Consider the following 13,475-nt stretch of genomic DNA (forward strand, 5'->3'; position numbering starts at 1 on the left):
TACTGATAACAACAATGTACAGCATAAAATAGCGGTCGATACAAAAGGGGAAATCAAGGGTCACTCGCAAGACGGCTACCCGGACGACCCCGCAGAGCGTACCGAGGCCGCCAACGAACACGTCAACCAGGCACGGCGCTTCGCGAAGTACTGGGTGTATCGAAACTGTGGCTACGATACCCTCGAGCCGATGCGAAACCCCGACCGCATCGCACAGGCCGCCGCGGTGCTCCGGCCGCTGACTCCCGAGACCACCGACGCGTTCTTCGGTGACCTCTACCGCCACCTCCGCAGTATCGACCGCGATGAACGCTCGCCGCTCGAGCTGCCCGCAGGTGTCGCGGCGACCGAAGCGGTCTACCAGCAAGACGTCTACCTCGGTGTCGACGAGGAGGCCGCCACCGCCTACGCCGACGTGCTGGCCGACCCCGCAGTCCTCGAGTTACTCGAGGCAAGCGTCGCTGGCACGGCCCCCGAACCCGACGCACAAACGGTCGCCGACGCCGCCGGAGTCGACCTCGAGACGCTGCCGAACGTGCGAGACGGCTCGCTCGTCGAAGCCGTCTCCGGCGTCCACATCCACTGGGACGACGCCCACGGCCAGTACCACACCCAGTGGGGCGACCACCCGGCGCTCGAGCGCAGCCCGGATGCGCGGATCGAACTCTTCGCGTTCGACCCCGAGGACCTCGACGCGCTCAGAGAACAGCTCGTTCGCAACCTCGTCTGCCAGGTCCGCGATTGCTATCTGACGATGGGAATCGCCCCACCGACCGCCGTCCGCATCCTCGGCCACGGGAGACACGACGCCTCCACCTGGTACACCCACTACGACTTCTACGAGGAGTACTACGACCCCGACGCCGACATCGATACCTGGTACGAGGAGTTCACACCGTCGGATGCCTACAGCAGCGACTGAAACGAATCGTGCATCAACCACCACCTGGCGCAACGGGTACACGTCGGTCGACTCTGTGCTGTAATCGAGAAGCCGACAACGTGGCGAAGGCAGCGCTCGAGGCACGCGCCTTCACGACCGGGAATCACGTGGTGTTCAACCGCGGGGAGTACGACCCCGAGAGCGCGGAGGGGAAGTATCTGCTCGCGCACGAACTCGCGCACGTCCGCCAGCAGACCGGCGGGCGGATCAGTATGCTCCCCCAGGAGGGGAGTTCGCTGGTGATCGACCCCGATCCCGAACTCGAGCGCGAGGCCGACGAGGTGGCGAGGAAGGCACTCGAGGGTGAAGACCCGGTCGTCGCCCACCGCCTGGGTATGGACGTTCACGTGCAGCGGTCTGCGAAAATGGGGCGTCGCGAGTTCATGTTCGGTAGTGGGCAGAACGAACTCGAGGAGGCAGAGACGCCGAGTATCGGCCGAACGGCACTGAATGCATTGAATCCGTTCAGCGGTGGCGACGAGGAGGGTGGCGAGTTAGTCCCCGCAGAAGTCAGCCCTAACCCTGAGGCGCTGGCCGAGGAGGTGAGTCAACTCAAGGTTAACCAGGCGAAGCTTTTCAACGCCGTCAACAGCGAGCGCTCGAACACGGACGTCCTCGGTGAGGCTGCCGGAAAGGGCCTCGTCGGCGGAACCATCGGTCTCGGTGTGACGGCACTGACGGCGAATCCAGTGCTCGGTGCGCTCGCCGGTGGTGCGATGGCCGACATGGGAAAGACGCTGTACGGCAAGGTCTGGGGAAAAGGGCGCGACACAATCGCAGACATCGATATTGGAACGCTCGCTGAGAAGGTCAAAGAACGCTTGGTCGGAGAAGACTTTGGCGGAGATTCACGAGGTCTTACATAATAATGCACGCAAAAATCACTGGGGAAGATGACGTTCGTGTCGGCCTCCATGTTACAGACAATAATAACGCCAAACATCGCATCGAGATGGAATTTAATGGGTCAATTGAATTTCACGATTGCGATGAGTACGCTGACAAGGCCTCTCAGCGAACAACCGCCGAAAACGAACACAGTAATCAGGCTCGACGCTTCGCACGCTTCTACGTCTACCGCGAACGTGGATACGACACCCTCGAGCCGATGCGTAACCCTGATCGAATCGCGATAGCCGTGTTGGCAGTGGCGAGTCTCGAGGGAGAGACGTTTCACGAAGTCTTCGGGTGGACACTCCAGCAATTGTGGAGTCGAAGCAGTGACGTAGAGCCGATAGTTGTCGTACCGCAGTCGGCCGACGACGAACTGCACCGTGTCGGTCAAGACATCTATTTGCGTGAAGGTGAGACCCTGGCGACCGAACTCGAGGCGCTCACAGAGACTGAAGCATACGACCGACTCGAGACGGCAGTTGGTGCCAAGCCGGGCGATACCTCGCTCTCGACCGTTCAGGAAACACTAGCAGAACTCGACCTCGACCTGAGTGAGACGGCCCACTCACTCGGCGATGCACTCCTCGAGGCGGTCGGTCCTGTGAGCGTCCGCTGGGAACACAGTCAAGATGACCACCGCGTCGTGAGTGCAGATCAGACCGGGCCGCTTCCGGCACGCGAGCCGGACATCCGCCCAGAAATGATCGCCGAGTTCTATCCCATCGAGTCAGTCGACGAGTTCCAGGAGGCGTTCGTACACCACCTCCGCTGTCAGGTTCGCGATTGTTACCTCGAGATGGGGATCGCACCTCCACGGCCGTTTCGAACGCTCGGTCCCGGGTTCTACGAGAACATCGGCTGGTACGCCCACCACGAGTTCTATCCTGACTACCACGACTATCAGGCGGAAATCACCGACTGGGGAGAGGAGCACACCCCCGTAGACCTGTACTGACGTGAGAGCGCAGACCGGTGGCCAGGTCATTATGCTCCCCCAGGAGGGGAGTTCGCTGGTGATCGACCCCGATCCCGAACTCGAGCGCGAGGCCGACGAGGTGGCGAGGAAGGCGCTCGAGGGTGAGGACCCGGTCGTCGCCCACCGCCTGGGGATGGACGTGTCGATCCAACGCGCCCTGAGCGCAACCCGACGAGGGTTCCTCAGAGGGCGGTTCAGCAAGACCGAGGAGCCAACCGAAGAGCCGGATAGCCCGAGCATTCCCGCCGACCCCGAGGTCCTCGCCGCCGAGGTCGAGCAGTTGAAAGCCGGCCAGGCGAAGGTGATGGAGACGCTGACCGAAGCCAAACCCGGCGCGTCCTCCGACGGCAACTGGTTCAAAGCCGCGACGAAAGGCAGCCTCGGCGCACTCGCCGGGGCCGGTGCCGGTGCCGCCCTCGGAGCCGCTGCGGGCTCGGTCATCCCCGTCATCGGTACCGCGGCCGGTGCTGCCGTCGGCGCCGCCGTCTCCGGCGTCGCCAGTGACGTCACCAAAGAAGGCATCGACTACCTCGCCGACAACCGACCCGGCGGCAAAGGCGCCCAACTCGAGAGCATGTACGAGGAGATTCAGCAGATGTACCTCGAGTTGAAGGACGCTCGAGAATCGACTGGGGCAGGTGACGATGCAACTGGCCTTAGGAGCTGATTTAGATGGATGGTAAAATAGTAGATGAAAATGAAAAAGGCGTCGCCGTAGACGTAATTGACAACAACACTGTGTTACATGAGATATCAATGTTCAAAAATGGTGAAATTACCTACCACCAACAAGACGGCTACGCCGACGACCCCGACGAGCGCACCGAAGACGACAACGAGCGCGTCAACCAGGCCCGGCGCTTCGCGAAGTTCCACGTCTACCGCGAACGCGGCTACGACACCCTCGAGCACGTCGACAACCCCGACTATATCGACGCCGTTCGCCGCGCGATGCTCGCGCTCTCGGACGAGGGGTTCGAACGCTACTTCGGACCGCTCCGCCAGCAGCTTCGGAGCCACCACGAGAACGTCGAGCGGCCGGTCGCCCTCCCCGCGGGCGTCCGCGCGCCGAACGCGGTCGTCTACAAACTCGATATCTACCTCGGTGTCGACATCGAGGGGAGCGGCCTGACCGATCAGGCGCGAACCCTGGCCGCCGAGCACGGACTCGAGTACGGCGACGGCACCCAGCCGAAGAGCGGCGGGGCGGTCACCGACGCCGACCGCGAGAACTGGGAGACCTTCGGCGAACAACTGGTCGAGCGCGCCGACGGCGAGGACCTCGAACTCGAGATCGCCGCCGTCTCCGGTATCCACGTCGGCTTTCCCAACGCGCGTGGTGAACACGAAGTCCAGTGGGCCGAGAGTCCACTGGATCGCGAACCCGACGCTCGCCTCGAGTTGCTCCCCGCCGAGCCAGGCACGCTCGAGGAGTTCCGCGAGTACCTGGACCACCACCTGCGCTGTCAGGTCAGGGACTGTTTCGTCGGGATGGGGCTCGTTCCGCCGGACCCCTACAAAGTGGTCGGCTTCGGGAAGTTCATCTACGCGCGTCGGTACGACCACTACGACCTCTACCCACAGTTGCACAAGCGCGACGGCGACCACGGAGCGTTTATCAAGTGAGTCATCCCCGAGCAGCAACTGGCCACCGACCGTCTTCGACCACATGATCCAAGTGTGCTGCCCAGAGCAAGGTTGCGTCGCTCGAGCGCGCAGTGCGAGCGCGGGTGTCGACCTCGACACCGAGAGCGCGATGCGCTCAGTGGCGCGCAGGCTGAGAGTGACCTGGCGGGCGAGACCGCGACGCCCGACGTGGTGCGGCGGGTGATCTCCCAGCCGGGACGGCCGCTCGAGGGAGCTGTTCGTGACGAAATGGAAGAACGGATGGGCGACTCGTTTTCGGATGTACAGCTACACACCGGTCCAGAGGCCGCGAAAGCAGCGAGTGCGCTCGAGGCGCGTGCGTTCACCACCGGGAATCACGTGGTGTTCAACCGCGGCGAGTACGACCCCGAGAGCGCGGAGGGGAAGTATCTGCTCGCGCACGAACTCGCGCACGTCCGCCAGCAGACCGGCGGGCGGATCAGTATGCTCCCCCAGGAGGGGAGTTCGCTGGTGATCGACCCCGATCCCGAACTCGAGCGCGAGGCCGACGAGGTGGCGAGGAAGGCACTCGAGGGTGAGGAGCCAGTGGTGGCTCACCGACTCGGGCTCGAGGTCTCGATCCAGCGTACGCCTGAAGTGAGTCGCCGCGGGGTGCTCAAAGGCAACTTCGGCCTGGAAGAAGTCGAAGAAGCCACGGACGACCTCAAGTTTGGCGAGGTCGATCACAGCAAAGTCGCCGCTGCGGGGCTCACTTCGCTCCTCCCCGTCATCGGTCCGATGCTGGATCAGTACGTCGATCAGAAGTTCGCACCACAGCAGTTGCAAGCCAGGCTTCGACAGATCGATCCACCCGAAGAGTGGGTCGAACAGACTGCCAGGCGGGCCGCCTCAATTATTGGGAATGTAGAAACTGCGGTCGGTTCAGAAAAGGTGAATTTCTAGAATGGAGGCGGAAATCAAAAAAGAAACGGAAGACGGGTTCGGGTTACGGATACTAGACAACAACCGTGTTGAACACAAAATTGGAGTCTGTTTTGACGGCGAAATAGATGGGCATTTACAGAACGGCTATCCCGATGAGCCAGCCGAGCGCTCGATGATCGACGAAGTCGAACCCATCAACCAGGCCCGGCGCTTCGCGAAGTACTGGGTCTACCGTGAACGTGGCTACGACACCCTCTCGCTCAACGAGAACCCACACCGCATCGCCGCGGTGGCGCTCGTCCTCGCGGGTCTCTCTACAGACTCCTTCGAAGAACACTTCACCGACCTCTACCTGCAGGTCGCCAGCCACTACGGCGAGACCGACCCACCCGTGACACTGCCGGAGGGTGCACGCCCGACACACGTCACCTACCGAACGGACGTCTACCTCGGTCTCGATGACGACGCGCTCGCAACGCTCGCAGCTGCAGTCACCGACCCTGCTGCGACCGAGTCCCTTCGGTCAGTGCAAAACGGCGACGGTACCCACCGCTCTTTCGAGGCGGTTCTTTCACCCATACTCGAGGCGGGCGAGACCGACGCCGTCGGCGACCTGTCCGCTGACGACCTTCTCGAGGCCGTCTCAGGCATCCACGTCCACTGGGACGACAGCGCTGGTGTCTACCACACCGAGTGGGGCGAGCAGCCACCGCTCGAGCGTGATCCGGACGCCCGCATCGACCTGTTGCCGTACGACCCCGCGTCGTTCGCGGAGTTCCGCGGCCACCTCATCAGAATTCTCTACTGTCAGGTTCGTGATTGCTATCTCGGCATGGGAATCGCGCCGCCCGACGCGTTCCGACTCCAGGGTCACGGCATCCACGAGTTCGCCACCTGGTACGAACACTACGACTTCTACGAGCGCTATCACGACCCGAACGCCACAGTCTCGACCTGGTACGAAGAACACACACCTGAGGGTATCTACGACCTGCCTGCCTTTGCGGGCGGTGAGTAACGGTCGACACGATCGTTATGCCAACGGTGAAGCGGGGACGCTCGTCTACTGACGGAAACGGCGCGTGTGTTCACCCGGGTGTTGTGAGGCGTGGAGAGGGCGCTACTCGAGCAGCTCTCGGGTGGTCGTATTCGAGAGGTATTCTCCCGGTATACGTACCCGAACGCGGCTACCCCGCCACTCGAGCGCTGGCGTTCTCCTCGCCTCGACTCTCCGGCGGCGCGGTCTCTTCGATGACGTAGCGCTGGCCGACCATCGGGTCGAGCAGGGAGTCGACCGGCGCGCGGTCGTCTCTGAGGACGGGCACGTCGTCGGTGCCGGTGGTCTCGATGTAGTTTCCGACCTCGCTGGAGAGGTCGATGCCGATCTCTCGCTCGTCGGTGCGCGTCTCGAGGTCGGCCTGTGTCAGCCGCGTTTCGTTGGCGCTCGCGACGAGTTCGATGTTCTGGACGACGTTCTGGTCGGCTGTGCGGAAGGCGTAGACCTGCGGGAAGGCCTGTTCCATCGTCTTGTACTGCGAGCGGTAGAAGTCGGAGGCGGGCCCGCTCGGTGCGGAGATGACGTTCGCGACGAGGACGCCGTCGTCGCTGAGGCGGTCGGCGGTGAGGTGCATGAACTCCTCGGTGGTCATCTCGAAGGGGACCTTGTCCATCCGGTAGGCGTCGAGGATGATCGCGTCGTAGGTGTGGTCGGTGTTCGCGAGGAACTGACGGCCGTCGTCGTTGTAGACGGTGAGTCGCGACTCGTTCTCGGCGTCGACGTCGAAGTAGTCTTCTGCGGCGTCGATGACGGCGGGATCGATCTCGACGACGTCGATCTGGGCGTCGTACTCCTCGAGGAAGCGTTTCGGCCCGGTGAAGCCGCCGCCGCCGACGAACAGCACCCGCTCGATCTCGTTCGGATCGTCGGCGACGAGGTAGGGCAGGTGGAAGTAGCGGGTGTACGCGAAGACGTGGCGCGTCGGGTCGGTGTGGTCCATCGCGCTGTGGCGTTTGCCGTCGAGGTACATGGTCCGGGTGTCGCCCGAGTCGACCACCTGGAGTTCCTGGTAGTGTGTCTGGGTCTCGTAGACGATTTCGCCCTGGATCGAGTAGCCCGCTGGGCCCGCGGCGACCGTCCCGACGAGGACGACGACGACCACCGCGCTCGCTATCGTCGGCGTCCGCGAGGGTCGGGGTAACTCGAGTGCGAGCGCGGTCGCGACCAACATCACGCCGAACAGCAGGCTCATCTCCTCGATGCTCAGCGTCGGGATGAGGACGAACGTGGTGCCGAAGGTACCGACGAGGCTCCCGATGGTTCCGAGGGCGTAGACGTGGCCGGAGGCCTCGCCGATGCCCTGTTTGTGACAGAGTTCGGCCGCGTAGGGACTGATGAAGCCGAGGAAGTACGTCGGCGGGCCGAAGAGGATGATTACCGCGGGGAGCGAGGCGTAGCGACTCGGCAGGGGAATCGTCGCCGTCGTCGTCAACAGCGCGTCGCGGGCGAACACCAGGACGGCGACGTAGGCGGCGGTCGCGAGGAACAGCCAGACCATCTGACGGCTGCTCGCGCGCTCGGCGTAGCGCCCGCCCTGGTAGTAGCCGAGACTCAGTGCGCCGAGGAAGACGCCGATGATGCCGCCGACGGTGTAGACGTGGCCGCCGAACTGCGGGGCGACCACCCGGATCGCCATGATCTGGAGACCCATGCTGACCACCCCCGAGACGAATACGGCTCCCTCCGGTCCCGAGAGCTTCGGGACGCGACCTGGTAGGCTCCCCATCTGTCTCCCGCCTAAGCGCACCGCGTAATTAAGGGTCCCGACCGCGCCGCGTCGAACTCGCCACCGTTCGAGCGACGCGCCAGCGCTCGCGTCCCACCGAGGACGAATCCGGCAACCGCCGTCGCCCGCACCACCTTTTATCGCCCCTCTCCGCGTCACTCCGGGCATGGAGACCCGTCCACTCGGCGACACCGGTCACGACTCGAGCGTCCTCACCTTCGGGGCGATCGCCCTCGCGTACCTCGAGCAGGAGGACGCAGACGAGATGGTCGACGAGGTCCTCGACGCGGGCGTCAACCACGTCGACGTCGCCCCGACCTACGGCGACGCGGAGGTCAAACTCGCGCCGAAACTGGCCGAGCGCCGCGAGGAGGTCTTCCTCGGCTGTAAGACCCAGGAGCGGACCTACTTCGGCGCGTGGGGTGAACTCCACCGCTCGCTCGAGCGCCTCGGCGTCGACTCGATCGACCTCTACCAGTTCCACGCGGTCACCCGCTACGACGAACTCGAGGCGATCCAGGGCGAGTACAGCCCCGAGATGGCCCAGGGCGACCACGACCCCGGCGCGCTCCAGGCGTTCGTCGACGCGAAGGAGGCGGGGCTGATCGACCACATCGGCCTGACGAGCCACGGCGACCCGGCGCTCATCCGGAAGGCGATCAGGGAGATTCCCGAACTCGACACCGTCATGTTCCCGTTCAACGCCACGCTCGCGGCGAGAGGTGAGTCCGCGCCCGAGTACGACTACGCTGCGGTGCTCGACCTGGCGGAGGAACACGGTCTCGGCACGCTCTGCATCAAGGGCTTTGCGAAGGGACCCTGGCCTGCGGACCTCGCCGCGGACGACCGCCCGTACGACACCTGGTACGAACCTTACGACACCGAGACCGAACTGGTCGACTGCCTGCGTTTCGCGCTCTCACACGGCATGACCTCGATTCCGAACGCGGGCGATCCCGCGCTCGTCGGGCCGATTCTCGAGGCCGCGACGAACTACGAACCGCTGAGCGAGGACGAACGGGCAGCACTGCGCGAGCGCGTTCGAGACGCCGACTCGCCGGTGCCAGCACCCTGACAGACCTCCGGGCGGCGTCACATCGATTCGATTTATACGGCGGCGTTCGCAACCGGCTTCGTATGGAACCAACGCTGTACGACTCACTCGAGGGACAGGTCGCGCTCGTCACGGGCGCGAACCGGGGTATCGGCCGCGAAATCGCGCGCGGACTCGCCGATCTGGACGCGACGGTCTTCGCAGGTGTCCGCGACCCGGACGCCGACGTGCCCGCGGGCACCACCCCGGTCGAACTGGATCTGACCGACGGCGCCACGCTCTCGCGGGCGGTCGACGAGGTTGTCGCCGCGGGCGGTGGACTCGACGTCCTGGTGAACAACGCGGGCGTCGGCGGGGCTGGCGCGCCGCTGGCGGATCTCGAGACGGCCGACCTCGACCGTATTCTCGGCGTCAACCTCCGGGGGCCGATGGTGCTGACGAAACACGCCCTCGAGCCTCTCCTCGCCTCGGAGGCTGGCCGGGTCGTCAACCTCTCCTCGGGCGTCGGCATTCTCTCGGACCCGATCGAGGACGCCATGCCCGCCTACCGGGTGTCGAAGGCGGGACTCAACGGACTGACGGTCTCGCTCGAGCGGACCTACGGCGACGAGGGCTTGCTCGCCAACTCGGCCGATCCGGGCTGGGTGGCGACCGACCTGGGCGGTCCCGAAGCACCCAGAGAACCCCCAGAGGGTGCGGAGACGCCGGTCTGGCTGGCGAGGTTCGCACCGGGGTCGCCGTCGGGGCTGTTCTGGAAGGACCGGTCGGTGATCGAGTACTGAACGCGGGTGTTCGGCGGGTGTGCCCGAGCGGTGGCTCGTTGCTCACTCGAGTTGGGCTACGACCTGCCTGACGTAGGGGCTGGCGTCCCAGCTTCGCTGTCCGCCGATCACGTCGATGAGCGCTCGCGCGTCCTCGCTCGAGAGGTGGCCGTTGCGGGCGTAATCACAGATGAGTCGTGGCGTCGGTACGATCCGTGTCTCGACGAGGACGGCGTGGATCAGCCCGAAGTTCGTCCCGCCGAACTCGTCGGTGAGGAACGCATCAGCGCCCAGCGCGTTCGCGAGGACGATGCCGTCGGTTTCACCCGCGTCGAGCCCGAACGATGGCCGAGCCGTGGGTGTCGCCGCCTCTTCGTACGGATCTCTCACGGTGTAGTGCGCTCGAGCGGCGAGGACGTTGGTGGCCGCTGCGCCGTGGATGTCCGTGTACGAGGCGACCTCGCGAAGCTCCGAGACGACCTCGGGCGGGACGGATACGTCACACGAGGTGAGCAGGTACTGGAGCGGGTCGGGGAGGGACGCCGTCTCACGGCGCGAGTCGGCCCGTGGGACCGCGAGACTCACGAGCGCGCTCGTATCGGCGACGAGCGTCCGTAGCCGCTGGCGCTCGCTCATCGCTCGTCGGCCGTCTCGGGTCGCTCGTCGGGATCGGCCGTCTCGACCGTTCCCGCGTAGATGTCGACGTCCGCCGGTGGCTCGATGTCGAACGGGTCGCGCGCGAGATCGGCCTTGAGCAGCCGAAACCGGTGGGCAGTTTCGGCACCGACGAGCTGGCTGACGGTCTCGAACTCGAGTTCGTCGTCGTAGTAGCGCTCTGCAACCAGGTCCTGGAACGGTTCGCTCTCGGTGGTCTCTGCCAGGTACGCACGAATTGCCTCGACCAGCAGGTCGGTCCGATCCGTACCGAAGAGGTCGGCGATGGCGTCGAGACGCTCGACGAGGTACTCGGGGGAGTGAAAGTGGACCCGTCGGGGGTCGTCGCTGGCGCTCATCTCGTGTGCACATTTTGCACACAGCTGGTTAACCCTTCCGGCAGATGCACATCCTGTGCACATCAGCTGTCCGCCGCCGCCGCCGTCTCCGTGTGGTCTCCGCACTCGAGTTGGGCCACGAAGACAGACCTTATTAGCTCGCCTTCGTATCGCGGGCCATGAACACACACGCGCCGTCGCCGTCGGGCCACCCGGTGCTGGGGCACACGCTCCACTACGCACGCGACGCGTTCGGCCTGGTCGACCGGGCCATCGACACCGTCGGCGACGTCGCCCGGATGGAAGTACTCGGCGTCGGCGACATCTACGTCCTCGCCCATCCCGAGTACGCCGAACAGGTGCTCTCGAGCGAGGTCGACGCCTTCCGCAAGAACGAGAGCTTCGAGGTCGCCTTCGGCGAGAGCATCATCGCCGCCGAGGGGGCGCAGTGGGAGAACCAGCGCGACCTCATGCAGGAGTTCTTCTATCCCGAGCGGATCCGCGCCTACGCCGAGGAGATGGTGACGCTGACCGAAGCGCGCGTAGCGCGCTGGGAAGACGGCGAGCGCATCTCGCTGCGCGAGGAGATGACGGCGGTCGCCCTCGAGAACCTCTTCGGGACGCTGTTCGACCGCCGACTCGACCCCGACGGCGACGAGGCGCTGCGCCGGGCGGCGAACGACCTCAACGCGTGGTTCGTCCCCTCCTCGTGGGTGTTGCCGGTCTGGGTGCCGACGCCCGCCCGGCGGCGCTTTCGCCGGGCCGTCGAGACGCTACGGGAAGAGGCGCACACCCTGCTCGAAGAGCGTGAACGCGAGGGACTCGGTGACGACTTCCTCTCGGCGCTCGTCGCCTCGCGCGGACAGGAAGACGGTCTCACCGAGACCGAGATCGTCGATCAGGTCATCGGCTTCACCTTCGCCGGCCACGACACTACGGCGCTGACGCTCACCTACGCGCTCCACTCGCTGGGGACGAACCCGGCTGCCCGCGAGCGCTTTCACGCCGAACTCGAGACCGTCCTCGACGGCGCGTCGCCGACGCTCGCGGACGTGGGCCGACTCGAGGTGACCGAACGGATCGTGCTCGAGGCGATGCGCCTCTATCCGCCGGTGCACACGATTCCGCGGGCGGCGACCCGCCCGGTCGAGGTGGGCGGCTACCGGCTTCCGGCCGACGAGATGATCCACCTCTCGGCGTACCGGATCCACCGCGACGAGCGGTTCTGGGACGACCCGCTCGCGTTCAGGCCCGAGCGCTGGTGCGAGACGAGTCCGCAGTCGGCGGGCTACGCCTACATCCCGTTCGGGGCCGGGCCACGCGCCTGTCTGGGCCGGCGCTTTGCGATGCTCGAGGCGACGCTGGTCCTCGCGACGGTCGGGAGTCGCTACCACCTCGAGCCACTGGCTGGACTCGAACTCGCCCCGGAGATGACGACCCAGCCCGGAAACGCGGTTCCGGTTCGCCTCCACGAGCGCTGAGCACGAGACCGCTCGGCCGGCCACAGCCACCGGCGGCCGTCGCGCGGGCACTCGCTTCCCGTCTCGATCGCCGTCGCCACAACGTTTTTAGACGGGGTTCGCCTGCGTTCCTCTATGACCCTCTCCAGTGAGTCGGGCGTCTCCGCCGAGTCGGACGATAGCCACGAGGCGGGCTACGATATCGGCGTCCAGAGCGTCGTCTTCCAGTCGCTCTCGCTCGCGGAACTGCTCGCGGAACTCGACTCGGTCGGCGTCGAGTACCTCGAACTCTGGGACGCACACCTCTCGCCCGACGACGACGAGGAGACGATCCAGGCGGCACTCGCGGCCATCGAGGAGTCGGGGGTGACGATCTGTGGCTACGGCGTCGTCGACCTCACCGAACCGGGCCAGGCCGGGGCGTACTTCGCGCTCGCGGACCGCCTGGGGGCGACCTACCTCACCGTCAACTACCCGCCCGACAGCGACGAGATCACCGAGGAGGTGATCGACCACGCCGAGGCGTTCGACATCGACGTGGCGATCCACAACTACTCGACGGTCCACCACGACGACGTCTCGAGCGTCTTCTCTTCGATCGAGGACGTCGACCAGGTTCTCGAGTGTCACGCACACCCGAAACTCGGCGTCTGTATCGACACCGGCCACTTTCTCGTGATGGACGAGGCACCCGAGGACGTGATCGAAGCGCTCGGTCCCTCGATCGTCGCCGTACACCTGAAAGACACCTCGGAGACCGAACTCGAGGACCTCCCCGGCGCGGGACGTCTCGACCTGCCGCACGTGCTCTCGCTGCTCGAGGCGTACGCCGAGGTCGAGACCCCGCTGATCATCGAGTACGAACTCCCGGCCGAGCGGGCGACGGCAGCGCTCGAGGAGGCCGTCGAGAACATCAGACGGGCGGTCACACAGTAGCGCTCCACACATCGCACGAGGCGGTGGGTCTTGGGTCTCACTCCCTCCGTCTCCACGCTTCCCCGCTGGATCCGCTGTTCTAACTCACCACGAGGTAACTTCCTAAGGTACATCTAACTCAGCGAGCATTGAGTATCTACTCTC

General features: G+C 65.1%; 14 protein-coding genes. 11 read left to right on the forward strand and 3 right to left on the reverse strand.

Annotated features, from left to right (window positions below; all coding sequences use genetic code 11):
- The 7 genes from N0B15_RS12305 to N0B15_RS12335 form a co-directional block, all read left to right on the forward strand.
- Positions 1-922 (forward strand): DUF7958 family protein (locus tag N0B15_RS12305; RefSeq protein ID WP_263020005.1); only part of this gene is annotated, 922 nt, incomplete at its 5' end.
- 80 nt (positions 923-1,002) lie between these two features.
- The gene (locus tag N0B15_RS12310; RefSeq protein WP_263020006.1) at positions 1,003-1,809 is read left to right on the forward strand and encodes an eCIS core domain-containing protein; all 807 of its coding nucleotides are present in this window, start codon (positions 1,003-1,005) and stop codon (positions 1,807-1,809) included.
- Between the two features lie 2 nt (positions 1,810-1,811).
- Positions 1,812-2,792: a DUF7958 family protein gene (locus N0B15_RS18415; protein ID WP_464503026.1), complete on the forward strand. Its 981-nt coding sequence runs from the start codon at positions 1,812-1,814 to the stop codon at positions 2,790-2,792.
- A 31-nt stretch (positions 2,793-2,823) separates the two neighbouring features.
- Positions 2,824-3,480: a hypothetical protein gene (locus N0B15_RS12320; RefSeq protein WP_263020008.1), complete on the forward strand. Its 657-nt coding sequence runs from the start codon at positions 2,824-2,826 to the stop codon at positions 3,478-3,480.
- A gap of 5 nt (positions 3,481-3,485) precedes the next feature.
- Positions 3,486-4,439: a DUF7958 family protein gene (locus N0B15_RS12325; RefSeq protein WP_263020009.1), complete on the forward strand. Its 954-nt coding sequence runs from the start codon at positions 3,486-3,488 to the stop codon at positions 4,437-4,439.
- A 201-nt stretch (positions 4,440-4,640) separates the two neighbouring features.
- Entirely contained in the window at positions 4,641-5,363 is a 723-nt protein-coding gene (locus N0B15_RS18275) for an eCIS core domain-containing protein (RefSeq protein ID WP_317618605.1), read from the forward strand.
- 1 nt (position 5,364) lies between these two features.
- A complete protein-coding gene (locus N0B15_RS12335) occupies positions 5,365-6,363 on the forward strand; it encodes a DUF7958 family protein (RefSeq protein WP_464503024.1) in 999 nt (332 codons plus the stop codon).
- 169 nt (positions 6,364-6,532) lie between these two features.
- Here N0B15_RS12335 and N0B15_RS12340 read toward each other — a convergent pair whose 3' ends face one another.
- Positions 6,533-8,128: a spermidine synthase gene (locus tag N0B15_RS12340; RefSeq protein ID WP_263020011.1), complete on the reverse strand. Its 1,596-nt coding sequence runs from the start codon at positions 8,126-8,128 to the stop codon at positions 6,533-6,535.
- A gap of 166 nt (positions 8,129-8,294) precedes the next feature.
- On the opposite strand from N0B15_RS12340, the gene N0B15_RS12345 reads away from it, so the two are divergent.
- Together N0B15_RS12345 and N0B15_RS12350 are read left to right on the forward strand one after the other, a co-directional pair.
- Positions 8,295-9,203, forward strand: a complete 909-nt coding sequence (locus tag N0B15_RS12345; RefSeq protein ID WP_263020012.1) for an aldo/keto reductase — start codon at positions 8,295-8,297, stop codon at positions 9,201-9,203.
- A 62-nt stretch (positions 9,204-9,265) separates the two neighbouring features.
- On the forward strand, positions 9,266-9,964 hold the full coding sequence (locus N0B15_RS12350) for an SDR family NAD(P)-dependent oxidoreductase (protein ID WP_263020013.1): 699 nt from the start codon (positions 9,266-9,268) through the stop codon (positions 9,962-9,964).
- A gap of 42 nt (positions 9,965-10,006) precedes the next feature.
- Here the strand turns inward: N0B15_RS12350 and N0B15_RS12355 are convergent, their stop codons facing one another.
- Both N0B15_RS12355 and N0B15_RS12360 read right to left on the reverse strand, forming a co-directional pair.
- Complete coding sequence (locus N0B15_RS12355; RefSeq protein ID WP_263020014.1) at positions 10,007-10,579, reverse strand: hypothetical protein; 573 nt, start codon at positions 10,577-10,579, stop codon at positions 10,007-10,009.
- Positions 10,576-10,956 carry a hypothetical protein gene (locus tag N0B15_RS12360; RefSeq protein WP_263020015.1) on the reverse strand — a complete coding sequence of 127 codons (381 nt, stop codon included), beginning with the start codon at positions 10,954-10,956 and terminating at the stop codon, positions 10,576-10,578. The genes N0B15_RS12355 and N0B15_RS12360 overlap by 4 nt, the downstream gene beginning before the upstream one ends.
- Before the next feature lie 158 nt (positions 10,957-11,114).
- Here N0B15_RS12360 and N0B15_RS12365 point away from each other — a divergent pair, with 158 nt between their 5' ends.
- Positions 11,115-12,416: a cytochrome P450 gene (locus tag N0B15_RS12365; RefSeq protein ID WP_263020016.1), complete on the forward strand. Its 1,302-nt coding sequence runs from the start codon at positions 11,115-11,117 to the stop codon at positions 12,414-12,416.
- 114 nt (positions 12,417-12,530) lie between these two features.
- Positions 12,531-13,331 carry a sugar phosphate isomerase/epimerase family protein gene (locus N0B15_RS12370; protein ID WP_263020017.1) on the forward strand — a complete coding sequence of 267 codons (801 nt, stop codon included), beginning with the start codon at positions 12,531-12,533 and terminating at the stop codon, positions 13,329-13,331.
- Positions 13,332-13,475: the final 144 nt, after the last annotated feature.

The organism is Natronobiforma cellulositropha (assembly GCF_025629245.1).
In the GTDB taxonomy this organism is placed as follows: Archaea; Halobacteriota; Halobacteria; order Halobacteriales; family Natrialbaceae; genus Natronobiforma; species Natronobiforma cellulositropha.

Bases quoted from the DNA above. Each gene is read 5' to 3' on its own strand.
- N0B15_RS18415 (WP_464503026.1), top strand. From the start codon at position 1,812: ATGCACGCAAAAATCACTGGGGAAGATGACGTTCGTGTCGGCCTCCAT.
- N0B15_RS12320 (WP_263020008.1), top strand. From the start codon at position 2,824: ATGCTCCCCCAGGAGGGGAGTTCGCTGGTGATCGACCCCGATCCCGAA.
- N0B15_RS12325 (WP_263020009.1), top strand. From the start codon at position 3,486: ATGGATGGTAAAATAGTAGATGAAAATGAAAAAGGCGTCGCCGTAGAC.
- N0B15_RS12335 (WP_464503024.1), top strand. From the start codon at position 5,365: ATGGAGGCGGAAATCAAAAAAGAAACGGAAGACGGGTTCGGGTTACGG.
- N0B15_RS12340 (WP_263020011.1), bottom strand. From the start codon at position 8,128: ATGGGGAGCCTACCAGGTCGCGTCCCGAAGCTCTCGGGACCGGAGGGA.
- N0B15_RS12345 (WP_263020012.1), top strand. From the start codon at position 8,295: ATGGAGACCCGTCCACTCGGCGACACCGGTCACGACTCGAGCGTCCTC.
- N0B15_RS12350 (WP_263020013.1), top strand. From the start codon at position 9,266: ATGGAACCAACGCTGTACGACTCACTCGAGGGACAGGTCGCGCTCGTC.
- N0B15_RS12355 (WP_263020014.1), bottom strand. From the start codon at position 10,579: ATGAGCGAGCGCCAGCGGCTACGGACGCTCGTCGCCGATACGAGCGCG.
- N0B15_RS12360 (WP_263020015.1), bottom strand. From the start codon at position 10,956: ATGAGCGCCAGCGACGACCCCCGACGGGTCCACTTTCACTCCCCCGAG.
- N0B15_RS12365 (WP_263020016.1), top strand. From the start codon at position 11,115: ATGAACACACACGCGCCGTCGCCGTCGGGCCACCCGGTGCTGGGGCAC.
- N0B15_RS12370 (WP_263020017.1), top strand. From the start codon at position 12,531: ATGACCCTCTCCAGTGAGTCGGGCGTCTCCGCCGAGTCGGACGATAGC.